This window comes from Vibrio sp. 10N.286.52.F8, assembly GCF_041468745.1.
GTDB lineage: Bacteria > Pseudomonadota > Gammaproteobacteria > Enterobacterales > Vibrionaceae > Vibrio > Vibrio crassostreae_C.
Genome location: NZ_JBFRJF010000011.1, coordinates 234,117 through 257,839, shown reverse-complemented (window position 1 = coordinate 257,839; position 23,723 = coordinate 234,117). Strand labels below are relative to the sequence as shown.

25 protein-coding genes are annotated in these 23,723 nt (G+C 43.7%); 15 read left to right on the top strand and 10 right to left on the bottom strand.

The annotated features are described in order from the left end of the window. Positions 1–72 precede the first annotated feature (72 nt). Positions 73–438, bottom strand: coding sequence for a hypothetical protein (locus AB4133_RS07465; RefSeq protein WP_136974291.1), 366 nt, complete (start codon positions 436–438; stop codon positions 73–75). 252 nt (positions 439–690) lie between these two features. Between AB4133_RS07465 and ccoN the strand changes: the two genes are divergently transcribed. The 10 genes from ccoN (at position 691) to uspE (ending at position 9,695) form a co-directional block, all read left to right on the top strand. Further along, entirely contained in the window at positions 691–2,124 is a 1,434-nt protein-coding gene (gene ccoN / locus AB4133_RS07460; RefSeq protein WP_009846707.1) for a cytochrome-c oxidase, cbb3-type subunit I, read from the top strand. Positions 2,125–2,135: 11 nt separating this feature from the next. Next, positions 2,136–2,756 (top strand): cytochrome-c oxidase, cbb3-type subunit II, encoded by a 621-nt coding sequence (gene ccoO, locus AB4133_RS07455; protein ID WP_017059643.1) that lies wholly within the window; start codon positions 2,136–2,138, stop codon positions 2,754–2,756. A 9-nt stretch (positions 2,757–2,765) separates the two neighbouring features. Continuing rightward, positions 2,766–2,939, top strand: coding sequence for a CcoQ/FixQ family Cbb3-type cytochrome c oxidase assembly chaperone (locus AB4133_RS07450; protein WP_004733679.1), 174 nt, complete (start codon positions 2,766–2,768; stop codon positions 2,937–2,939). Continuing rightward, positions 2,939–3,913: a cytochrome-c oxidase, cbb3-type subunit III gene (ccoP, locus tag AB4133_RS07445; RefSeq protein WP_017063857.1), complete on the top strand. Its 975-nt coding sequence runs from the start codon at positions 2,939–2,941 to the stop codon at positions 3,911–3,913. Before AB4133_RS07450 ends, ccoP begins: the two co-directional genes overlap by 1 nt. Before the next feature lie 108 nt (positions 3,914–4,021). Continuing rightward, positions 4,022–4,501, top strand: coding sequence for a FixH family protein (locus AB4133_RS07440; protein WP_017059641.1), 480 nt, complete (start codon positions 4,022–4,024; stop codon positions 4,499–4,501). 5 nt (positions 4,502–4,506) lie between these two features. After that, entirely contained in the window at positions 4,507–6,879 is a 2,373-nt protein-coding gene (locus AB4133_RS07435) for a heavy metal translocating P-type ATPase metal-binding domain-containing protein (RefSeq protein ID WP_136974290.1), read from the top strand. Further along, on the top strand, positions 6,879–7,115 hold the full coding sequence (gene ccoS, locus AB4133_RS07430; protein ID WP_017059639.1) for a cbb3-type cytochrome oxidase assembly protein CcoS: 237 nt from the start codon (positions 6,879–6,881) through the stop codon (positions 7,113–7,115). The genes AB4133_RS07435 and ccoS overlap by 1 nt, the downstream gene beginning before the upstream one ends. After that, the gene (locus AB4133_RS07425) at positions 7,105–7,779 is read left to right on the top strand and encodes a sulfite exporter TauE/SafE family protein (protein ID WP_017059638.1); all 675 of its coding nucleotides are present in this window, start codon (positions 7,105–7,107) and stop codon (positions 7,777–7,779) included. The genes ccoS and AB4133_RS07425 overlap by 11 nt, the downstream gene beginning before the upstream one ends. An 86-nt stretch (positions 7,780–7,865) precedes the next feature. Then, positions 7,866–8,612, top strand: a complete 747-nt coding sequence (locus AB4133_RS07420) for an FNR family transcription factor (RefSeq protein WP_017059637.1) — start codon at positions 7,866–7,868, stop codon at positions 8,610–8,612. Positions 8,613–8,744: 132 nt separating this feature from the next. Continuing rightward, entirely contained in the window at positions 8,745–9,695 is a 951-nt protein-coding gene (gene uspE / locus AB4133_RS07415) for a universal stress protein UspE (RefSeq protein WP_017070547.1), read from the top strand. A 103-nt stretch (positions 9,696–9,798) separates the two neighbouring features. On the opposite strand, the gene ttcA is transcribed toward uspE, so the two are convergent. From ttcA to AB4133_RS07395, 4 genes are all read right to left on the bottom strand, one after another. Then, the gene (ttcA, locus tag AB4133_RS07410) at positions 9,799–10,692 is read right to left on the bottom strand and encodes a tRNA 2-thiocytidine(32) synthetase TtcA (RefSeq protein WP_017059635.1); all 894 of its coding nucleotides are present in this window, start codon (positions 10,690–10,692) and stop codon (positions 9,799–9,801) included. A gap of 320 nt (positions 10,693–11,012) precedes the next feature. Further along, positions 11,013–11,663: a DUF2987 domain-containing protein gene (locus AB4133_RS07405; protein ID WP_136974288.1), complete on the bottom strand. Its 651-nt coding sequence runs from the start codon at positions 11,661–11,663 to the stop codon at positions 11,013–11,015. A 122-nt stretch (positions 11,664–11,785) separates the two neighbouring features. Next, a complete protein-coding gene (locus tag AB4133_RS07400; protein ID WP_102393736.1) occupies positions 11,786–12,637 on the bottom strand; it encodes a glucosaminidase domain-containing protein in 852 nt (283 codons plus the stop codon). After that, the gene (locus AB4133_RS07395) at positions 12,630–13,445 is read right to left on the bottom strand and encodes a membrane protein (protein WP_017063864.1); all 816 of its coding nucleotides are present in this window, start codon (positions 13,443–13,445) and stop codon (positions 12,630–12,632) included. The genes AB4133_RS07400 and AB4133_RS07395 overlap by 8 nt, the downstream gene beginning before the upstream one ends. A gap of 329 nt (positions 13,446–13,774) precedes the next feature. Between AB4133_RS07395 and potA the strand changes: the two genes are divergently transcribed. The 5 genes from potA (at position 13,775) to AB4133_RS07370 (ending at position 18,933) form a co-directional block, all read left to right on the top strand. Then, the gene (gene potA / locus AB4133_RS07390) at positions 13,775–14,890 is read left to right on the top strand and encodes a spermidine/putrescine ABC transporter ATP-binding protein PotA (protein ID WP_017059631.1); all 1,116 of its coding nucleotides are present in this window, start codon (positions 13,775–13,777) and stop codon (positions 14,888–14,890) included. Continuing rightward, entirely contained in the window at positions 14,874–15,731 is an 858-nt protein-coding gene (potB, locus tag AB4133_RS07385; protein ID WP_017059630.1) for a spermidine/putrescine ABC transporter permease PotB, read from the top strand. The genes potA and potB overlap by 17 nt, the downstream gene beginning before the upstream one ends. Then, positions 15,731–16,501, top strand: coding sequence for a spermidine/putrescine ABC transporter permease PotC (potC, locus tag AB4133_RS07380; protein WP_017059629.1), 771 nt, complete (start codon positions 15,731–15,733; stop codon positions 16,499–16,501). Before potB ends, potC begins: the two co-directional genes overlap by 1 nt. 149 nt (positions 16,502–16,650) lie before the next feature. Further along, complete coding sequence (locus AB4133_RS07375; RefSeq protein WP_017059628.1) at positions 16,651–17,685, top strand: extracellular solute-binding protein; 1,035 nt, start codon at positions 16,651–16,653, stop codon at positions 17,683–17,685. Positions 17,686–17,895: 210 nt separating this feature from the next. Beyond that, positions 17,896–18,933, top strand: a complete 1,038-nt coding sequence (locus tag AB4133_RS07370) for an extracellular solute-binding protein (RefSeq protein WP_017059627.1) — start codon at positions 17,896–17,898, stop codon at positions 18,931–18,933. Between the two features lie 94 nt (positions 18,934–19,027). Here the strand turns inward: AB4133_RS07370 and cobB are convergent, their stop codons facing one another. From cobB to fdh3B, 5 genes are all read right to left on the bottom strand, one after another. Further along, positions 19,028–19,762 (bottom strand): Sir2 family NAD+-dependent deacetylase, encoded by a 735-nt coding sequence (cobB, locus tag AB4133_RS07365; RefSeq protein ID WP_017063867.1) that lies wholly within the window; start codon positions 19,760–19,762, stop codon positions 19,028–19,030. A gap of 256 nt (positions 19,763–20,018) precedes the next feature. Next, the gene (locus AB4133_RS07360) at positions 20,019–21,239 is read right to left on the bottom strand and encodes an ammonium transporter (RefSeq protein ID WP_137001778.1); all 1,221 of its coding nucleotides are present in this window, start codon (positions 21,237–21,239) and stop codon (positions 20,019–20,021) included. Positions 21,240–21,616: 377 nt separating this feature from the next. Beyond that, positions 21,617–22,033, bottom strand: coding sequence for a hypothetical protein (locus tag AB4133_RS07355; RefSeq protein ID WP_048658737.1), 417 nt, complete (start codon positions 22,031–22,033; stop codon positions 21,617–21,619). Continuing rightward, positions 22,017–23,090, bottom strand: coding sequence for a formate dehydrogenase subunit gamma (locus AB4133_RS07350; RefSeq protein WP_012603931.1), 1,074 nt, complete (start codon positions 23,088–23,090; stop codon positions 22,017–22,019). Before AB4133_RS07350 ends, AB4133_RS07355 begins: the two co-directional genes overlap by 17 nt. 13 nt (positions 23,091–23,103) lie before the next feature. Next, positions 23,104–23,712: a formate dehydrogenase FDH3 subunit beta gene (gene fdh3B, locus AB4133_RS07345; protein ID WP_004742271.1), complete on the bottom strand. Its 609-nt coding sequence runs from the start codon at positions 23,710–23,712 to the stop codon at positions 23,104–23,106. Positions 23,713–23,723: the final 11 nt, after the last annotated feature.

The following is a 23,723-nucleotide window of genomic DNA, read 5'->3' as shown; positions in this document are numbered from 1 at the left end:
AATGCATTGTGTTTCACTGATTTGGTACATGTTTCTATCAAAAGAACCGAGGTGTGCCCCAGTTTCTCTCTGTTACTCCTTAGAAAGGTTTACAGAAAACGTGCTCACCTGTTGTGGAAATGTAACCGTTATTGAGGAGGTCTTATCACTAGTTTGTAACAGCCAATTTGATGGTCCTTTTTCTTCCAGAATTCCGCTTTCATTATAGCTAATGATAAATTTGCCAGTTTTAGATGTTTCGATCGAATACCCTAGGTTATTGCTTGAAACTGAAACATTATGATTATCAATACCAAATTTACAAGGTTTTGAAACTATACAGTTTATTGTTTCGTTATTATCGTATGTTACTGTTCTCCAAGTAAATGCAGCTATTAAAATAACCAACATGACGATAATTTGAACAAGCCTGCCTTTTGTTAGCTTTTGTGCCGCCATTATAATCTTTACTCCTTGTTACAAAGTTCAAAGTTTTTAAATAAAAATCCAATTCCAGACCAAGCGTAAGGTTACTACTCTGTCATTGATTTGTTAATTCAAGTATAGTGTCGCGTTGAAAATGCCACTTTTTTTTAAAATCAGCAAGTGGAAATAAAGCCCTGAATAGGCTGAATTTCCTTTTCTAATTTGGGTGGCATTACGACGTGAGTCGTGTTGGAAGTAAAGTGTAGTAAATAAGAAATTGGAAGCATGCAAATGAGCCAAGAAAAGCAGCTTGAACAAAACTACAACTATACGGTCGTCCGTCAATTTACCCTAGTTACAATTTTGTGGGGTATTGTCGGTATGGGCGTTGGTGTTTTGATTGCCGCTCAATTAGTTTGGCCACAGCTAAACTTTGATACGCCGTGGTTGACGTACAGTCGTTTACGTCCCCTGCATACTAATGCGGTTATTTTTGCGTTCGGTACAAGTGCGCTGTTTGCAACATCATATTATGTTGTACAACGTACCTGTCAGACGCGTCTCTTTGGTGGCCCTCTCGTAGCCTTTACCTTTTGGGGTTGGCAAGCGATTATCCTGTCCGCTGCAATTACTTTACCGTTAGGTTTAACCTCTGGTAAAGAATACGCAGAACTTGAATGGCCAATCGATATTGCTATTACTCTTGTGTGGGTAGCTTATGCGGTCGTGTTCTTCGGAACCATGATTAAACGTAAGACATCGCACATTTACGTAGCAAACTGGTTCTTCGGAGCCTTCATTATCACGGTTGCCGTGTTGCACATCGTTAACAGCCTAGCTGTTCCTGTCTCTGCGTTTAAATCGTACTCGATTTATTCCGGAGCGATCGATGCAATGGTGCAATGGTGGTACGGACACAATGCGGTAGGCTTCCTATTGACAGCTGGTTTCCTAGGCATGATGTACTACTTCGTTCCTAAACAAGCTGGTCGCCCTGTTTACTCTTACCGTTTGTCGATTGTTCACTTCTGGGCTCTCGTGTCTCTGTATATCTGGGCTGGTCCTCACCACCTACACTACACTGCACTTCCTGACTGGACTCAATCTCTAGGTATGGTTATGTCTTTGGTTCTGTTTGCTCCATCTTGGGGTGGCATGATCAACGGTATTATGACTCTATCTGGTGCGTGGCATAAGCTTCGCTACGACCCAATCCTACGTTTCCTAATCGTTTCTCTATCATTCTACGGCATGTCGACTTTCGAAGGCCCAATGATGGCAATCAAAACGGTTAACGCACTATCTCACTACACGGACTGGACTATCGGTCACGTTCACTCTGGTGCGTTAGGTTGGGTTGCAATGGTTTCTATCGGTTCGGTTTACCACTTAGTTCCTAAACTATTTGGTCAAGAGCGTATGTACTCTGTATCCCTAATCAATGTTCACTTCTGGTTAGCAACGATTGGTACGGTTTTCTACATTGTAGCAATGTGGATCTCTGGCGTGATGCAAGGTCTGATGTGGCGTGCAGTTAACTCTGACGGTACATTAACTTACAGCTTCGTTGAATCTGTAGAAGCGTCTTACCCGTTCTACTTTGTACGTTTCTTAGGTGGTTTCATCTTCCTATCTGGTATGTTCTTAATGGCATACAACACGTACAAAACTGTTTCTGCACCTAAAGATAGCCTTAAAGCTATCCCTCAACCGGCTTAAGGAGATTTAGAATGAGCTCAAATTCAAATAATCGCCATGAGTTGGTAGAGAAGAATGTTGGCCTACTAGCGATTCTTATCGTTATTGCTATCAGTTTTGGTGCTTTAGTAGAAATTACCCCGCTTATTTTCCAAAAGCAGACTACTGAACCTGTAGAAAACCTACGTGTTTACTCTGCTCTGGAAATGGAAGGTCGTGATATCTACATTCGCGAAGGTTGTAACGTATGTCACAGCCAAATGATTCGTCCTTTCCGCTCTGAAACTGAACGTTACGGTCACTACTCTGTAGCTGGCGAAAGTGTTTGGGAACACCCATTCCTATGGGGTTCTAAGCGTACTGGTCCTGATCTAGCGCGTGTTGGTGATCGTTACTCTGATGAGTGGCACCGTGTTCACCTTATCGACCCTCGCGAACTTGTTCCTGAATCAAACATGCCTGGTTTCCCATGGCTTGCTGAGAATGTACTTGATGGCAAATTGACTAAACAGAAGCTTGAAATCTTCCGTAATCAATTTGGTGTTCCTTACACAGACGAACAAATTGCTAACGCTAAACAAGATGTTGAAGGAAAAACAGAGATGGATGCAATCATCGCTTACCTTCAATCGCTTGGCCACGCAATGAAATAAGGAATAATTATGGACATTATTACATTTCAAAGTGTTTGGACTGTTACTGTTTTTGCTTGTTTCATCGGCATCGTTTGGTGGGCTTTCGGTAAAAATCGTAAGTCGCGCTTCGACGAAGATGCAAACCTAGTGTTCGCTGATGAAGCACCTGCGAAAGATAAAAATCAAGGAGTGACGAAGTAATGAGTACATTCTGGAGTATTTGGGTAACAGTAATCACAATCGGTACATTGATTGGCTGTGCAGCCTTACTTCGTTGGTGTTCCAACGATAAAACAGGTGTAGAAGAAGGTCAGGATATGGGCCATGAATACGATGGTATTCGTGAGCTTAATAACCCGCTACCTAAATGGTGGACATACCTTTTCGTTAGCACAATTGTGTTTGCAGCTGTTTATCTAGCTCTATACCCAGGCCTTGGCAACTTTAAAGGTCTACTAGGTTGGACGAGTTCAAACCAAACAGTTCGTAGCGTAGAAGAGTCTCGCTCTGCAATCGCTGCTGCGCAAGCAAACAAACAGTTAGACGCATACGCGAAAGAACTTGATGATGCTGACACCTACTTTGGTGAAGCTTTCAGAAAGCTAGCTCACGACGAAAACGGTCTACGTTCTGTCCCTGACATTGCATCAGATGCCGATGCAATCAAAGTGGGCCAACGTTTGTTCCTACAAAACTGTTCTCAGTGTCACGGCTCTGATGCACGTGGTCAGAAAGGTTTCCCGAACCTAACTGATGACGCATGGCTATATGGTGGTGAACCACAAGCTATCGTTACTACCATCATGCATGGTCGTGTCGGTCAAATGCCAGGTTGGAAAGACGCTCTTGGCGAAGAAGGCGTAAAAGAAGTAGTTAGCTACACGCTTAGCCTTTCTGGTCGTAGCGTAAACGCACGTGAAGCAGAGGCTGGTAAAGCGCGCTTTGTAGTGTGTGCAGCCTGTCACGGTACTGATGGTAAGGGTAACCCTGCTGTTGGCGCCCCTGACCTGACTGACCGCGACTGGCTATTCGGCGATTCTCGCGCTGATGTGACGGAAACAGTCATGTACGGACGTTCTGGTGTAATGCCGGCTTGGAAGGACATCCTCGGTGAGGATAAGGTTCAGCTCGTCTCTGCCTACGTCTGGAGCCTCAGCAACTCAGATAAAGAGTAACATAATAATAACAGCCCCTTCTTAAGGGGCTGTCTTTCTTTTACAGTTATAACCTTAAGTGTTTGTAAAAATTAGTTTTATTTCATTGTATATATTGAGAATAATAATATGGAACAACCTTGGTATAAGCAGTTTTGGCCGTGGTTTTTGATCTTCCTAACCGTTGGCGTTTCTATGCTAACATTGGTTCGAGTCGCGATACTTACCAACCATTCAGTTAACGTTGTCACTGAAGATTACTATAAAAAAGGTAAAGGTATTAATGTCGACATTTCGAAAGTAAATGTTGCTAAAGAGCTTGGCTTATCAGCTTCAGTTAGCGAGAAAGGTAACTCAGTTATCATTACTCTCGACAAAGGCAAACTAGACCACTTCCCTGCTATTAGCGCAATGTTCGTGCACCGAACGCTGCCTGACCGTGATTTTACTCAGCTACTGACCGCTGATGCGAGAGGCAACTACACGTTGACTCTGGATCATGAAATGCAAGGTCCATGGTTTATCGAGCTTTCTCCGCATGATTCTGAATGGTTAGTGCAAGGTCGCATGAACTTCCCTATTGATACTCCTACTCAACTAACGAACTAAATCTTATGTGTGAATCCTGTTATCACTGCGGTGAAGATGTACCAGCGGAAACGGATTTTAAAGTAGAAATCTTAGGATCGGTGCGACCTATGTGTTGTCCGGGTTGCGAAACCGTAGCCCAGACAATCGTTGATAGCGGTCTGGTCTCTTACTACCAATATCGTACCGCTCCAGCTGAAAAAGCGGATCTCGTGCCAGAGCAACTTCTGGCACTCAGTCATTACGACAACGAAGATGTTCAATTGGAGTTCGTCCGTAACTCTGAAAATACCTCTGAAGTGACATTGTCACTAGAAGGTGTCTCTTGTGCTGCTTGTGCATGGCTTATTGAGAAGCAAGTCTCTTCAAAGTTAGGGGTTGTTAGTATTCGTGTTAATACCACGACTAACCGCGCCCTGCTCAGTTGGGACAACACTCAGACGAAACTGAGCGAGCTGTTGTCTGCAATCCATACCTTAGGCTACAAAGCCGCACCTTTTGAGGCTGATCAACAAGAAGCCGCCTATCATCGATCGATGAAGAATTATCTCTATCGTCTTGGTATTGCTGGTTTAGCAACCATGCAGGTCATGATGCTGGCTGTGGCGTTGTATCTTGAAGTCTTCGGTAACCTTGAGCCCGAATTCAAAAGCTACTTCCGTTGGGTGAGCTTAATCTTTGCAACACCGGTTCTGCTCTACTCTGCATTGCCTTTCTATATCAACGCGTGGCGTAGCCTCAAAGGTCGAACATTGGGTATGGATGTACCTGTGTCGATCGCTCTTTTGTTTGCCTACGTTGCAAGTTTGGTCGCAACGGTGACAGAGAAAGGTGAAGTATTCTTCGAATCTATCTCGATGTTTACCTTCTTCCTACTGCTTGGTCGTTTCCTTGAAATGCGCGCTCGTCGTAAAGCCGCCGCTGCTAGTGGTAACCTGCTTAAGCTCGTTCCTGCTATGGCAACAACGTTAGATGGCGAACAAGTTCCAGTCAAAACCTTAAAAGTTGGCGACCAAATTCGCGTTCTACCGGGTGAGCACATTCCTGCCGATGGCAAAGTATTGTCTGGCAGAGTTCATATCGATGAATCGATGCTGACTGGCGAATCTATCCATGTGGTCAAAAACGAAGGCGATACTGTCTACGCTGGTACATTGAATGGTGACGAGTCGTTTGAACTGGAAGTGATGACATCAAAAGCGGATTCGGTGATTTCCAACATCGTTCGCCTGCAAGACGAAGCGCAACTGTCTAAACCTCGCATTGCAGAAATTGCTGATGTTGTGGCTCGATACTTTGTTGCGGTTATCTTAATCATCTCATTCGGCACTTGGTTTTACTGGCACCAAACACGACCAGAAGACGCTTTCTGGATCATGCTTTCGGTATTGGTCGCAACGTGTCCTTGTGCTCTGTCACTGGCAACACCGACGGCGATTACTTGTTCAACGTCTCGCATGGGTAACTTCGGTATTTTGCTGCGCAAAGGCCACGTATTCGAAACCTTGTGCAAAGTGAATCACTTGATCATCGATAAAACAGGTACATTGACTGAGGGTGATATTCGTATCAGCCAAGTTGAAACCTTCGCTGAACTTGATAAAGACACTTGTCTCAAAGTAGCGGCGAGCCTGGAACAACACGCTAACCACCCTATCGCTAAAGCGTTCAAGACTCATCTTTCTGATGAGATCGAAGTAGAGTCAGTTAATAACGTGATTGGTTCAGGTATCACTGGTGAGTGGAATGGCCAAGAAGTTGCGATTGGTAGTAGTGAATTCATTCTAGGTGAAGCTCAACCATCGGAAAGCAACGGCATTTACTTGTCGATGGCGGGTCGTCATATCGCTACATTTACTTATGAAGATCCAATCCGTAAAGAAAGCATCGAGTTTATTAAGCAATTTAAAGAAGCGGGCATCAAAACAACTCTGCTTACTGGCGATTCTTTGATTAACGCGAAGCCTGTTGCTGAAGAGATTGGTATTACTGATATTGTTGCTAACGCGAAACCTGAAGATAAACTTGCTTACCTGAACTCTCGAGATGCAAGTGACATTACCATGATGGTTGGCGATGGCATTAACGATGCCCCTATTCTTGCAGGTGCCCACCTTTCTGTCGCTATGGGCGGCGGTACCGATGTGGCGAAAGCTTCTGCGGATATGGTGTTACTGGGTGATAAGCTCGATAGATTACTTAAGTCGCGTACTTTGGCGTTAAAAACACGTAAGATAATTCGTGAAAACCTAGCTTGGTCATTAGGATATAACTTACTTATCCTTCCATTGGCTGTCGCGGGTTTGGTTGCTCCATACATTGCCGTTGTGGGCATGTCTGCCAGCTCTATTATTGTTGTGTCTAACTCGTTAAGGCTTTTAAAAGAGCAAGGTAAATAATGGAAAGTTTATACATCCTGATCCCCATTGCGATTGTACTGGTGTGCATCGCTGTTGGTATTTTTCTATGGGCGGTGAAGAGCGAACAGTTTGAAGACCTAGAACGTCAAGGTCACAATATACTGTTTGATGAAGACGAAAAGGCTCACAACCATTCTGATAGTAAACCTGTCAAGAATGAGAAAGCTAACAGCGAAAGCCAAACTAACGTAGACAAAAAGAACGATGACGCCTGATTGGATCGGAGCCTTTGTTGTTGGATTGATCGGCGCAGGCCATTGCATGGGAATGTGTGGTGGTATTGCGTCGCTTCTTTCGATTGGCAACAGTAAACCTTCCCCTGTTATTCCCCTACTTTATAACCTAGGGCGCTTGCTAAGTTATGCCGTGATTGGTGGTGTGATTGGCGGTGCAATCTCTTCGATAGGTCAGCTAAGCGATTTTAACGCTCTGCTAGGTTGGCTGCGATTATTTGCAGCTGGCTTTATGATCGTCTTAGGTTTGTATATCGGTAAATGGTGGTTCGGCTTGTTGTTCTTTGAAAAAGTCGGGCAGAAACTATGGCGCTATATCTCTCCTTTAGGTAAATCATTTCTACCCTTGAAGCACCCTAGCCATGCTTTGCCGTTTGGCTTTATTTGGGGTTGGCTACCATGTGGCTTAGTTTACTCAATGCTTACGTGGGCGGCCGTATCAGGAAGTTGGTACAACGGTGCAGGTATTATGCTTGCTTTCGGTTTAGGTACGCTTCCAGCAATGCTCACAGTAGGCATGGGCGCTAATTTCCTCAAAAAACTGCAACAAGCTGACTTATTTCGCCAATTAGGCGCAATTTTAATCCTCCTTTACGGTTTCTATACCGGATATATGGCATTGCAGCTCATTATTTATACCGTATAGGTAATCTTTAAATCCGGTTTTTTTACTACCCAACTGGATAAAGGAATGCTAAAATATTGACGTATATCAAATAGTGAAAGATTGTTATGATTTCTGAAAAGCCTGTGACGAAACGTGTTCAGTCTGGTGGCTGTGCGATCCATTGCCAGGATTGTAGTATTAGCCAGCTCTGTATTCCGTTTACTTTGAATGAATCTGAACTCGATCAACTTGATCAGATCATTGAGAGAAAAAAGCCTATTCAAAAAGGCCAAGAGTTATTTAAAGCCGGTGACGAGCTTAAATCTCTATATGCTATTCGCTCTGGAACGATCAAGAGCTACACGATTACTGAGCAAGGTGATGAGCAGATTACTGCGTTCCACCTAGCGGGCGATCTTGTTGGCTTCGATGCGATTACTGGTGACCAACACCCTAGTTTCGCACAAGCGCTAGAAACTTCTATGGTATGTGAAATCCCATATGAGATTCTTGATGACCTATCAGGAAAAATGCCTAAATTGCGTCAGCAAATTATGCGCCTGATGAGTAATGAGATTAAAGGTGACCAAGAAATGATTCTGCTTCTTTCTAAGAAGAACGCGGAAGAGCGCCTTGCTGCATTCCTTTACAACCTTTCTACTCGCTTCTCTCAACGTGGCTTCAGCCCGCGTGAGTTCCGCCTAACGATGACTCGTGGTGATATTGGTAACTACCTTGGTTTGACTGTTGAAACAATTAGCCGTCTTCTAGGCCGTTTCCAAAAAGCAGACATCTTGAGCGTTAAAGGCAAATATATCACTATCGAAGATCACGATGCGTTGATGGAACTTGCTGGCGTTTCAAAAGAATAGTCTAGATATCAATGATGTAGTTCAATAATGAGCTACATCATGTTTCTCTCTTAAAACCTCTTATATTTCTCTTAATCTCTCCATAACTACGCTACATTATTTATATGTTCGGTCTGAAAAGTAGGCTTAGTTATGAGTATCTATAACAAAATTTTAGTTGTCGCAGACATTAATCACGATGAGCAACCTGCTCTAGTTCGTGCTATCCAACTTGCTAAGAAAAGCACCTCAACAAGCCACATCACTTTCTTTTTGTCGATATACGACTTCTCGTATGAAATGACATCTATGCTCTCTATCGATGAAAGAGACGCAATGCGCAAAGGCGTAATTCATCAACGCGAAATTTGGATGAATAAAGTCGCAGAACCTTACCTAGATGATTCTATTGAATTTAATGTACAAGTGGTTTGGCACAACCGCCCATACGAAGCGATCATTGCCGAGGTTTACAGTGGTGAGCACGACATCTTAATCAAAGGCACGCGTAAGCACGATACCTTGGAATCTGTCATCTTTACTCCAACCGATTGGCATTTATTGAGAAAGTGCCCTAGCCCAGTGCTATTGGTTAAAAACGATTTCTGGCCAGATCACGCGAAGATTTTTGCTTCAGTTCATGTAGGTTCTGAAACAGAAGCTCATTTAGAGCTTAACGATACGATGGTCGACAGATTGCTAGAGATCACCGGTCGTTTGGATGCGGAACCGTTCTTGGTGAATGCCTACCCTGTGACACCTGCGAATATTACCATTGAACTGCCAGAGTTTGATCCAACGTCTTATACCGATGCGGTTCGTGGCCATCACTTAACGGCAATGAAAGCATTGCGCCAGAAGCACGGTATGTGTGAAGAACAAACTGTGGTTGAACAAGGCTTGCCAGAAGATGTTATTCCTCGCGTCGCTTCTGAAAATAACGCTGCGATGGTGATTCTGGGTACAACGGGTCGTACTGGCTTGTCTGCCGTGTTTATTGGTAATACCGCGGAACATGTTATCGATAAGATTAACTGTGATGTGTTGGCTCTTAAACCGTCTGGTTACGTCAGCCCACTAGACCCTAACCTTTCGAAAGGTTAGGTCAGGGATAGTTTAACTTATAAAAAAACGCCTCAAGCATTGCTTGAGGCGTTTTTGTTTGTCTGTTGTAGGCGCATCTATTGCTCTACAACGATTATTCTTATTATACGTTCGTTACGTCGATGAACATTGACTCATCGATGTTAGAAGATGAAATTTCAGCTTCTTCGAATTCGTACGCTTTGCGGTCTTCACTACGGTCTAGTGGAAGGTTCACGAAGTCAAACAGCTCGCGGTCAGCCAGTTGGCTTGGACTTACGTTCTGGATTGACTTGAAGATCTTCTCAACACGACCTGGCGTTTTCTTATCCCAATCAATTAGCATCGCTTTAATGTTCTGACGCTGTAGATTCTCTTGAGAGCCACATAGGTTACAAGGAATGATTGGGAACTCTTTATGTTCTGCGTATTTGATTAGGTCCGTTTCACGACAGTAAGTCAGTGGACGAATAACAACGTTACGACCATCATCTGAACGAAGCTTTGGTGGCATAGCCTTTAAGCGCGCACCGTGGAACATGTTTAGGAACATGGTCTCAACGATGTCGTCTAGGTGGTGACCCAGAGCGATCTTAGTTGCACCAATCTTCTCTGCGAATGAGTACAAAGTTCCACGACGAAGACGAGAACATAGGCCACACGTTGTTTTACCTTCTGGCACTTTCTCTTTAACCACTGAATACGTGTCTTTATCTACGATGTAGTAAGGAATGTTCAGCGTTTCAAAGTACTCAGGAAGAATGTGTTCAGGAAACCCAGGTTGTTTTTGATCTAGGTTTACTGCCACAACATCAAATTTGATTGGTGCTGCTTCACGTAAACGTAGCAAAATATCTAACATCGCAAATGAATCTTTACCGCCACTAATACATGCCATTACTACGTCATTCTCTTCGATCATGTTGTAGTCGATGATGGCATTTCCAACATTTCTTCTCAGACGTTTCTGAAGTTTGTTGAATTCAAGTGTTTCTTTTCTATTATCGTTTTGGTTCATTGCGACTCTCACACCGTCGTATTACCGACTGTAGATTGCTAGTGGGACTGTTTTAGGGCGTGGATTATACGGATTTTTATTTAATGTTGAAATAGTAACGGCAGGATAAACAAGCTGAGTAATAGAAAGATTCTGCTTTTATTGTTCGATAAGCTCCCTAGCTGGTAGAGAAACGCGGTTTCACATGCTCTCGGTTGGTATCGCAGATAAAGAAAAGCAGCCTGATCTAATTCGATGAGGCTGCTTTAAGATATGTCGTAAAAGCTTAGGGGAATGATTCCGCTAAGCTTTTACTTCACTAACAATGATTCCGTTAAAAACTATTGCGCGGGAATGTACGGCAATACGCGAACTGTTGGTTCTGGTAACGTGATGCTGTCACTTCCATGAAGTTCTTCTAAGGTGAATTTCGCTCGCCCTTCTTTGATTGGTAGTTGCTTACCATTTGAAAGCTCGATGTTGCCTTCCAGCTTATTAGCGAACTCTAGCGTTAACCCTTGGATATCTGGCGTGAACCAACCAGAGAACATGCCGCTGACGTCTTCAAGCATCGCCTGCATCTGTGGCAATAGATTTTCTATCTGTGTAACTTCAACAGTTCCAACTAAAGGCTCTTGAGTCATCACGACCAAAGAATACGCACATTCTTGTTCTTGAGTTTGTACAAAGATAAGAGGGTTTGCTGAGCGTAGGTTTTGATCTACCGGTAGAAGCAGTTCATTGGCCGGAGAGACTTTTAGCTCTTCGTAGTGCTCTTCTTTTTCCATCCAAGCTTTGCTGATGTGACAGGTTTGCTGAGCTTGTTGATCAACAAAGAAGACCGCAACTTTGACATCATCATGCCCTTCTTTGGTGTTGTTTTTCAGCTGAGTATAAAGCTTAGAATACGTGAACATGTATTCTTGCGCTGTAGCAGGAAGAGAAACCCCAAGGCTTAATGAGGCTAATAAAGCGAGTGCTGTCTTTTTCATTATTATAATCTTGTCGAAGTTGAGCGTTTATAAATAGAAAGAGCAGCCAATGAGCTGCTCTTTTTGTGATATTACTGGTATAAGCCGACTATCGAAGGCAACCAAGTTGGTATCAAAATGAGTTACTTTTTCCAGTATACCTCGTTGTGACGGATCATAGCTTGTAAATCAGTCACATAGTCGGAACCTCGCTCAGAATATTTTAACAAGCCATTGGTGAGCTCTGTCGCCGTTGCGGTTGTTAAAAGATCATCACCTTGCGCATCAAGTTTTGCACGAATCACTCTTAGATCGGCGTAAGCACGATTACGATTAAGGTTCATGAAATACCGATGTACGGATTCTTGGCTTGAAGAGAATGTTGCGACTTCATGCGAGCTACCTTCGTTACGTTGTAGCGGAACAAGGCCACAACCTTTGGTGTAACACCAGTGTCCAAAATAGTTATTTGCTTTAGTGGCGAAACGAGATGTACCCCAAGCTGATTCATTGGCCGCCTGAGTTAACACAAGCGCTTCAGGTAGCACGTTTACACGATTCAACATTTCTTTCAGCCAAGCGTCATCTAAGCCCGATGAAGGTACAGGCAGGCTATACAGCTTCCCTAGTCTCTTTGCGTATGACGCGTCTTCAGAGTCAACATTGTTCAACCCCGTCTCTGAAAGCTTGGTTAGAAACGCACGTTCTTTGGTGATTCGCTTGTTTTCGATGTTGATACTTGGGCGAAGATAAGAAAAGAAGGTGTCTTTCTTTTTATTTACATCTTCAATCGCTGCGAAATCTGGCTTATCAGAAGAGACGGTCAAGTCACCAAAGTTTTGCTCTGAGTCTGAAGCCTTTTGCCCCGCTCGCCTGCGCTCTTCTTCTTGTTGGTAAAGCATTGGGCCAACTAACGAGATCGAGCCAACTAAGGCTAATGCTGTCACTTTTAGCGCAAGTGATTTACTTGCGCTTAATTTAGAGTTGTTATGCATCGAATACCTGTGGGTCTTTATTGTTGCTACCGTTGTGGTCGTCGTCGCTCTTTGGTCTGTCTGACGCGATCAGTTTGAGTTTAATGCCAAACATCTCGCGGTAAAGAATCCCTTTCACGTGGAAGAAGAAAGGTAAAACGAAGATAAGGCCAATGCCGTACATCATTGCCGCGACGATGAACATCAGCATTACTAATAGGTAGATAGAAGCAACGGTGAAGATTTTTTTGTTGACAGCACGCAGAGAAAGCAGCAGCGATTGCATTGGCGGCACTTTCTTATCACAAATCAGCAGAATCGAATGGCTGAACGCCAGTGAGAAGTAGATAGACAAGAACGGCAGAATCATACCTGCGATGCCTTGCAGCATTAGGCTAAACAAAGTCACTAGAATAACCGGAACCGTAAACTGCAAACCTTTACCGATGTGGCGTACTTTGGTTTGTAGGCCAGCGGCGTGACTCATTGCCATTAAACAGATACCCGCATAGATAGGCGCACTGATCACTTCATAGCTAAAGTTCGCGATAAAAATCGATTCAACGATTTGTGGCGTAAACGACTCTGGGTCGATAACTGCATCTAAGATAACCGCGGGATCACCAAGCTGTAGTTTTAGTGCGATATAAAAGATAGCGAGCTGCACAAACATCAAAGCAATAATCGCTGGGGAAAACGAAAGAAAGTGACTTATCGTATGTTTCCAAGCTTCTTGGAATACAGCCGTTGCTTTGAGCTCATAATCGCCAGAAAGTGCACGGTTGATACTACCGCCCAAATTAAAATCTTTTTCGATGTCGTTGTTCATATTGATACCTAGGTGTGCCGATTAAGCGAAGCCACCTAACTTATTGATAAAAAATTACCTTCATTATACTCATATGTCGGATACAAACTAAAATATGAATCTGTAACAAGGCTTGCTTTTGCGTCTTGATGGTTAATAATTAGACACTTGTTAGGGTGTAAACCCAGTAAATAACAGTATGGTAAAGGATGTTTACTTTTACCTGCGAAATTTTTTATCTTCGAAAGGTAAAAAATGCTTTGAATTCACGTTTTTGGTGATTATGATGCGCGCCTTAAAGGTGTATAGCAACAGGTCTCAAATAGAACCAAGGTGGAGAAAAACAGACGTTGAACGCTAAAAAATCAGTAGGAAAGCCAGTAGTACAGCTAACTGGCATCAGTAAAAGTTTCGATGGTAAGGAAGTCATCGGCAATCTGGATTTAAACGTAAATCATGGTGAGTTTCTCACGATTTTAGGCCCATCAGGTTGTGGTAAAACAACCGTGCTAAGAATGATTGCGGGTTTTGAAACGGCAGATAGTGGTCAAATACTATTAGCTGAACAAAACGTAACCCAAGTTCCTGCTGAACAAAGGCATGTAAACACTGTATTCCAAAGCTATGCCCTATTCCCGCATATGACCGTTTTCGACAATGTGGCATTTGGCTTACGCATGCAGAAAGTTCCAAACAGCGAGATTGAACCTCGTGTAATGGATGCTTTGAAAATGGTGCGCCTAGAACAAATGGCACAACGAAAGCCACACCAGCTATCTGGTGGCCAACAGCAACGTATCGCAATCGCTCGTGCTGTCGTTAATAAGCCTAAAGTTCTTTTGTTGGATGAATCTCTATCTGCTCTGGATTACAAACTACGTAAACAGATGCAAATCGAGCTGAAACAATTACAACGCCAACTTGGTATCACGTTCATTTTTGTAACGCATGACCAAGAAGAGGCGCTGTCTATGTCTGACCGTATTATTGTTATGCGTGATGGCGTGATTGAACAAGACGGAACACCAAGAGAGATCTACGAAGAGCCTAAGAACCTATTTGTAGCGCGTTTCATTGGTGAAATTAACGTATTCGAAGCGACAGCGAAATCTCGTCAAGATGAAAAACGCATTGTTGCGACAATCGAAGGTGAAGAGTCCATTATCTATCACGATAAAGACGTAACACCGGGTCAAAAACTGCAAGTATTGCTTCGCCCTGAAGATCTTCGAATCGAAGAAATTAAAGAGTCAGAGCAACGCGGTATTGTTGGCCACATTGTCGAGCGAACCTATAAAGGCATGACATTAGATTCAGTCGTAGAACTTGAATCTGGTATGCGTGTCATGGTTAGCGAATTCTTCAACGAAGATGACCCTGATGTTGATCACTCACTGGGCCAAAAAGTTGCAGTAACTTGGGTTGAGAGCTGGGAAGTGGTATTAGAAGATGAGCAAGAAGTTTAATTTACAAAACGCAATTGTTGCTTTAATCACAGGTTGGTTAGTGTTGTTCGTGATGATTCCAAACATTATGATCATTGGTACTAGCTTCTTAACTCGTGATGAAGCGAACTTGATCGAGATGACCTTCACTCTCGATAACTACGTGCGTTTGGCTGACCCGCTGTATTTTAAAGTGTTGATGCACTCTTTCTATATGGCAATTGTCGCAACCCTACTTTGTTTGATTATTGGTTACCCATTCGCTTACATCGTGGCAAAAATGCCGGCGAAGTGGCGTCCAATCATGTTGTTCCTAGTGATAGTACCATTCTGGACGAACTCTTTGATTCGTACATACGGATTAAAAATTGTACTGGGTACGCAAGGTGTCTTGAACAAAAGCTTGTTAGCGTTAGATATCATTGATAAACCGCTACGTATCATGTACTCAGAAACCGCAGTAATGATCGGTTTAGTGTACATCCTACTTCCGTTTATGATTCTGCCGCTGTATTCAGCGATTGAAAAACTGGACGATACGTATTTAGAAGCGGCTAAAGATTTAGGTGCGAACAAACTGCAAACGCTATTGAAAGTGGTACTACCACTAACAATGCCGGGCATTATTGGCGGCTGTTTGTTAGTGCTACTGCCAGCGTTAGGTATGTTCTACATCTCTGACCTATTAGGCGGAGCTAAGAACCTATTGATTGGTAACGTGATTAAGAGCCAAGTGCTCAACGCTCGAGACTGGCCGTTTGGCGCAGCGACGAGTATCGCACTGACCATGGCAATGGCTGTGATGCTGTATGCCTACTACCGAGCAGGTAAGCTATTGAACAAGAAAGTGGAGCTAGACTAATGGGGCGCACAGTTAAGTTCAGCTTTATGGCGCTGGTATACGCCTTTCTATACCTACCTATTATCGTATTGATCGCTAACTCGTTTAATGCCAATAAGTTTGGTATGAAATGGGGTGGCTTCACCACTAAATGGTATGACGCGCTTATTAACAACGACAGCCTAATGCAGGCTGCGTGGCACTCGATCAACGTAGCGGTGTTCTCAGCAACAGCCGCAACGATTGTCGGGAGCCTTACAGCAGTAGCCCTATTCCGTTACCAATTTAAAGGTAAAGGCATCGTAAATGGCATGCTGTTCATCGTAATGATGTCTCCAGATATCGTAATGGCGATTTCGCTTCTTGCGCTATTCTTGGTAATGGGTGTTCAACTTGGGTTCTTTACCCTACTTGCTGCTCACATTACCTTCTGTCTACCGTTTGTTGTAGTAACGGTATACAGTCGCTTGAATGGCTTTGATGTGAAGATGCTAGAAGCAGCAAAAGACTTAGGTGCAAGTGAATGGACGATTCTAAAACAGATCATTCTGCCTCTTGCTAAGCCAGCGGTTGCTGCGGGTTGGTTATTGAGCTTCACTCTGTCTTTGGACGATGTAATCATTAGCTCTTTCGTAACCGGCCCAACGTATGAAATCTTACCACTGAAGATTTACTCAATGGTTAAAGTGGGTATCTCTCCTGAGGTAAACGCCCTAGCAACAGTGATGTTAGTGGTGTCGTTAATACTGGTGATCATTTCTCAGTCATTAGCGAGAGAAAAAATCAAGTAAGTCTCCTACTCTATATAGAGACTGGCTTGATTAAGAAGTTAAGAGACTTCAAGTTCAAAAAAAGTGTTAATCATAAACAGAATGGTAAATTGCCATTCTGTTTTTCTATCTACTGCCTTCGGGCAACGTTTAGTTTGGAGCTAACGTCAATGAAAAAATGGGCTACTCTATTAGCTGGTAGTGCATGTGCGCTTTCAATGTTATCTGCACCATCATTTGCAAAAGATAACAAAGAATTGGTATTCATGAATTGGGGACCTTACATCAACAGTGAGATTCTAGAACAGTTCACTGATGAAACTGGTATCAAGGTGATCTACTCGACTTACGAGTCGAACGAAACCCTGTACGCAAAGCTAAAAACACACAACAAAGGCTATGACCTAGTTGTGCCGTCGACTTACTTCGTATCTAAGATGCGTGACGAAGGTATGCTACAAAAGATCGACAAAACTAAGCTGAACAACTTCAAGAATCTAGATACTAACTATCTAGATAAGCCGTACGACCCAAGCAACGACTACTCTATTCCACACGTAGTTGCGATCACAGGTCTTGCTGTTAACACTGACATGTACGATCCAGAAGATTTCCAAAGCTGGGCTGATCTATGGAAGCCAGAGCTTGAAGGTCAACTGATGATGATGGACGACACTCGTGAAGTGTTCCACATCGCACTGCGTAAGTTAGGTTACTCTGGTAACACAACCAACGAAAAAGAGATCGACGAAGCGTACGCTGAGCTACAAAAGCTTATGCCAAACGTTCTAGTATTTAACTCAGACAACCCAGGCGCGCCTTACATGTCTGGTGAAGTGGGTCTTGGTATGCTGTGGAACGGTTCTGCTGCTGCAGCGCAAAACGAAGGTCTACCAATCAAACTGGTTTTCCCTAAAGAAGGCGGTATCGGTTGGGTTGATAACTTTGCGATTAGCTCTGGTGCGGTAAACGTAGAAGCAGCTCATAAGATGATTGATTTCCTACTTCGCCCTGAAATTGCTGAGCAAATTTCTCGTGACACAGGCTACCTAACGGCCGTTAAAGCGTCTAACGAGAAGTTCAAAGATAGCCCTGCGCTATTCCCATCGCAAGAAGACCTTGATCGTGTTGAATGGCAAGCTGCGGTTGGCGATAAGACAGTGAAGTACGAAGATTACTTCATGAAACTTAAAGCAGGTCAGTAATTTAGCTTATTATCTAACTGTGGCTAAGTAACCAGTTTACTTAACAGGTCAACGTAGATAATCAATAAGTTAAAAATAAGAATATCAATGAATAGGCAGCTTAGGCTGCCTATTTTATTATATCGCTGCTATAATATAGCGCGATTTTTCGAAATCCTTTACCTTGGGTTCACTACCCAGCTCCAAATCAAACAAATGAACGGAACAGTAATGAAAAAAACACTGTATACCGGCGCATTGTGTGCTGCTACTTTACTTTCTACACCCTCTTTCGCAGCTGACCAAGAACTGTATTTTTACAACTGGTCTGAATATATTCCAAATGAAGTACTAGAAGACTTCACAGAAGAGACGGGCATTAAAGTCTACTACTCAACTTATGAGTCTAACGAAAGCATGTACGCTAAGTTAAAAACTCAAGGTACGGGTTACGACTTAGTGGTTCCTTCTACTTACTTCGTTTCTAAGATGCGTAAAGAAGGCATGCTTCAAGAGCTTGATAAAACCAAGCTAAGCCACTTTGCAGATTTGGATCCAAATTACTTAGATAAGCCATTTGACCCAAATAACAACTACTCAATCCCATACATCTGGGGTGCGACGGGTATTGGTATCAACTCAGACATGCTAGACAAGTCTTCAGTTAAAAACTGGGGCGATCTGTGGGATACGCAGTGGGAAGGTCAACTGATGATGATGGATGACTCTCGTGAGGTTTTCCATATCGCTCTATCTAAACTGGGCTACTCTCCAAACACGACTAACCCTGAAGAAATCAAAGAAGCCTACGAAGAACTTCGTAAGCTAATGCCAAACGTATTGGTATTTAACTCAGATTTCCCAGCGAACCCTTACCTAGCAGGTGAAGTGTCTCTTGGTATGCTTTGGAATGGTTCTGCTTACATGGCACGCCAAGAAGGCGCAACGATTGACATTATCTGGCCAGAAAAAGGCGCTATCTTCTGGATGGACAGCCTAGCAATTCCAGCAGGCGCTAAGAACACTGAAGCGGCTCATAAGATGATCGACTTCCTTCTTCGCCCAGAGAACGCTGCGAAAATTGCTCTAGAGATCGGTTACCCGACACCAGTTAAAACCGCTTACCCTCTTCTTCCTAAAGAATTTGCTGAAGACAAGAACGTTTTCCCACCACAATCAGTGATGGATAACGGTGTGTGGCAAGATGAAGTTGGTGAAGCGAGCGTTATTTATGACGAGTACTTCCAAAAACTTAAAGTAAACAACTAAGTTATTGTTAGTTAAGAAGTTAAGTAAATAAAGCGGCGTAAGCCGCTTTATTTTTTCAGATTCAGAAACTGATGTGTGTTATTAAAGACAAGGCTTAGGCCGTTAAAGAACCTTTCTCTGTACATAATAACTCGCCAACCAGTTTAGGCACCTCGATACTCGCCTTGCCGTAGCGCTTCTCTTCAAATTCACTTTCAACCGCACTTGGTTCGAGGTTTATCTCGATAGTATGTGCACCATGCATTTTCGCATCGTGAACAAAGCCTGCCGCTGGATAAACAACACCTGAAGTTCCGATAGAGATAAACAGATCCGCTTCTTCCAGTGCGGAATAAATGTCGCCCATTCTTAGTGGCATTTCGCCAAACCACACAATATGAGGGCGCATCTGCGCTGGAATTTGACAACAGTGACAAAGTTCACCCGTTTCAATATCGCCTTTGTGCTCTACAACTTGATTGGATTCACTGCAACGCGCTTTTAAAAGTTCACCATGCATGTGAATAATGTTGTTGCTACCGCCTCTCTCGTGCAAATTGTCGATGTTTTGAGTAATGATGGTAACTTTGCCATCAAGCTTGTCTTCGAGCTCTCCTAGCGCCTTGTGGGCTGAATTGGGCTGAATGCTCTCACTTTGCAGGCCGTGACGACGCTTGTTATAGAAGGCTTGTACCAAGTCAGGATCTTTTGCGAACCCTTCAGGCGTCGCTACATCTTCGATTTTGTGGTTTTCCCATAGCCCGTCTTGTGCTCGGAATGTTTGTATCCCCGACTCTGCAGAGATGCCAGCGCCAGTAAGAATTACGATATTTCGATATGGGAAATGCATATAACGTCCTTTTAGATATGTCACTTTGTAACAGCTTAGCACTGTTCAAATTCCAACAATAGTTTTGGGGATTAGACCATAGTCTTAGGCAACTGAATTCATTGGCTATTTGTGACATAACTCGCTTGATAGTTGTGGTTGTTGTTACTCAAATTCTCTGTTTTGCTATCCATAGAAACAAAAAAGCGACCGAAGCCGCTTAGTTCTGTTCAACAGTTGTCTACTTGATGTGCTTTACCCCACCAAGTGAACAACGTTAGTCTTCGTTGATAGAAGAGATCTTATGGATAGAAAGATCCGCACCGTTGAATTCGTCTTCTTCACTTAAGCGTAGGCCTGTTAGTTTGCTCAACACACCATAAACAATCATTGCGCCAATCAAAGCCACAGCAATGCCCGCTAGTGTACCGACAACTTGAGAAGCAAAGCTCACGCCCCCTAGCCCCCAGAATGTTTGCGAGCCGAAGATACCCGCTGCAATGCCACCCCAAGCGCCACATACGCCGTGTAGAGGCCATACACCTAATACATCATCAATCTGTGTTTTGTTTTGCATGTACGTGAACAGGTAAACAAACAATGCGCCTGCCACGCCGCCAGTCACTAACGCGCCTAATGGGTGCATTAAGTCTGAACCTGCACAAATAGCGACGAGACCAGCCAAAGGACCATTGTGGATGAAGCCCGGGTCATTTTTACCCGCAATTAGAGCCGCAAGAATACCGCCAACCATGGCCATGAGTGAGTTCATCGCCACTAAGCCGCTGATACCATTGATTGCTTGAGCTGACATTACGTTAAAGCCGAACCAACCGACACATAAGATCCAAGAGCCTAGTGCTAAGAATGGGATATTCGATGGTGCGAAGTTGGTGTGTTTGCCTGCACGGATGCGACCTTTACGCATACCTAAGAAGTAAACCGCAACCAAAGCAATCCAACCACCTACGCCGTGAACCACTACCGAGCCTGCGAAGTCATGGAACACGTAACCAAACTGACCTTCTAGCCAATCTTGGAATCCAAAGTTGCCGTTCCAAATGATGCCTTCAAAAAATGGATAGATGAAACCAACCGTAAACAGTGTCGCAATCAAAATTGGGTAGAAACGTGCACGCTCTGCGATACCGCCTGAAACGATCGCAGGAATTGCCGCCGCGAATGTCATTAGGAAGAAGAACTTAACCAGTTCATATCCGTTGCCTTGCGAAAGTGTTTCTGCGTCTGCAAAAAAGTGTGCACCGTAAGCAACCCAGTAACCGATAAAGAAGTAAGCAATGGCGGAGACACCAAAATCCGACAGGATTTTAACCAGCGCGTTCACTTGGTTCTTCTTTCGAACGGTACCGACTTCTAGAAATGCAAAGCCAGCGTGCATCAAGAAAACCATGATGGCGCCGAGTAATAGGAATAAAGTATCTGAACTTTGGGTAAGGGTTTGTACTGCACTATGAACTTGAGTCACCGTTTCACTCATTAAAGCATTCTCCTTCGCTTTATCTGATTTGCACTGATATCGTGCGATTCAATGTTGTAATTAATTAAAGACTCAACAGTGAACGCAAGATGCGTTCCAAGTGTGAGGGGTAATTTTCGTGCAACAGGTTTTGTTTTTAACTTATTGATTATTAAAGTCTAAATATTTAGGTGCACTTTTATGGTCCTTTACACCAAAAAAAATCGCAACGACAATTGCACCAAATAAGGGAGTTGCACCATATTGAAGCGGTCAATAAGTAGGTTCTGATGCAGATAGCGGCTGACAACTATTTACGGTTCCGGGGACTTAAAAACAAAAAGCCCAGTTCAATGAATCACTGGGCTTTCTTTAGATATGTCATTAACGTCTCAGCGTTACAGGTTTGGTCCTGTCGACGGGTTTTGCGGTAGGTTTTGACTTAAACGCTGCATGCCTTGATACATACGGATAAACCAAACCACAATCGCAACACCACCGAACAACATGCCTACATACGGTATGTAGTAAGCGATGTCATCGATAATATGATTTTGATACCAGTAATCGTTCACACCGATCAACACGCCATTAGAGGTCGCTACTGTCACGATAAGTACAACAAAGAACGTCAAGTTCAAGAAGAACGAGCGAATCAAGCCGTAGTAATGGGTATCCACTACTTCGCCGTCTTCACCTTTATCTAAACGATAGCCCGCGTAGATGATGGCAACCACACCAGAGAGAAGACAAGTAAATGGCGTAAAGCAGCTTAGTATGTAAGCGACCCAAATACCTTTATGAGGTTTGTTCATTCTTATTCACCCCTTCCGTTTTCTCTGTTGCTGCGTTAGCGCTTTGTTCAACGCCGTTTTTCTCTTGTTCCATCACTTCTTTGTACCAAAGATCATGGTGCTCTTTAGCCCAAGTCTCATCAACTTCGCCTGTTACCATGCCTTCTAGTGCCCCTTCCATACCGAACAAGCCGATGTAGATGTGGAACACGAAACCACAGATAAGGATCAAAGCAGCCAACATGTGGACTAGGTTTGAGAGCTCCATATCTCGACGGGTTTGACCGAAGATTGGGAAGTCTAAAACCAAGCCACTGATCGCAGCCACACTACCCATAACAATCAATAGCCAGAACAGTGCTTTTTCACCCGCGTTCGAAAACTCTGCAGATGGATGAGAACCTTTATGTTTCCCGACCATACCACCCAGTTTCATGAACCACTGGATATCGACCATCTTGAAGATAGACTTACGCCACCACTTGATAAGAACAGCCATCAACAGCACATAGAAAATTGGGCCGATGTAGTTATGGTATTGCTTAGCCAGTAGAACGATGAAGCCCCAAAGGTCTGTTGGAATGTACGGCTTCAAGAAGTGCTTACCGTAAACCAACATCAAACCACTGAACGCCAGTGTTAAGAAGGTAAACGCCATACTCCAGTGCAAGGCACGGTCTAGTCGAGACCAACGTTTGATCTTACGGCCTGTTCTTGGCGCGCTTAGCATTAGCGGGCCAATCACAACGTACATCAAAGTCACGAAAGCAATACTGCCAAAGATAGCGACGGCACCGGCTGGTGACATCCACTTCTCTTTCAATATGTACCACGTTTGACCTGGAGTACTGATCAACACACCATGCTCAGCTGATTGAGATGTGGTGTAACCTTCCTCACCGTTTCTCACTTGTCGCCAAAAATCGGCGCCAGCAAGTTGTGTGATTTCTCGTTGAGCAGAGCTCGATTGAGTTTGTGATGAGTTCGTCTCAGATGCATGACTCATAGGAGAAAGCATTGTTAGTGCTGCCAACATTGGCAGCACTACAAGGAAGAGACGCTTAAACATTGTAAGCATACGTCTCTCCTACTTAGCTCTTAGTCGCATCGTAAGAAAGGTCGTTGCCGTCTGTCCAACCTGCACCTTTCGCACCACGTTCAACTACACGCTGACGGAAAACATCAGAAACTTTCTCTGCGTCACCCGCTAGCAGTGCTTTTGTTGAACAAAGCGAAGCACACATTGGCAGCTTGCCTTCAGCAATACGGTTCGCACCGTACTTCTGACGCTCTTCAACAGAACCTGGCTCTGTTTCAGGGCCGCCAGCACAGAATGTACATTTGTCCATCTTACCGCGCTCACCAAATGCTTCCTGTTTAGGGAATTGAGGTGCGCCAAACGGACAAGCAAACAAGCAGTAGCCACAACCGATACATAGATCTTTATTGTGAAGTACGATGCCGTCTTCTGTATGTTCAAAACAGTCTGCTGGGCAAACTGCCATACAAGGTGCATCAGTACAGTGCATACATGCTACTGAGATAGAGTTTTCACCCGGTTCACCATCGTTCAGTGTTACAACGCGGCGACGCTGAATACCCCATTCCAGAGCATCATCATTTTCATTCTTACATGCAGTGACACAACCGTTACATTCGATACAACGCTTGGTGTCACAAAGAAATTTCATTCTAGCCATTTTAAGACTCC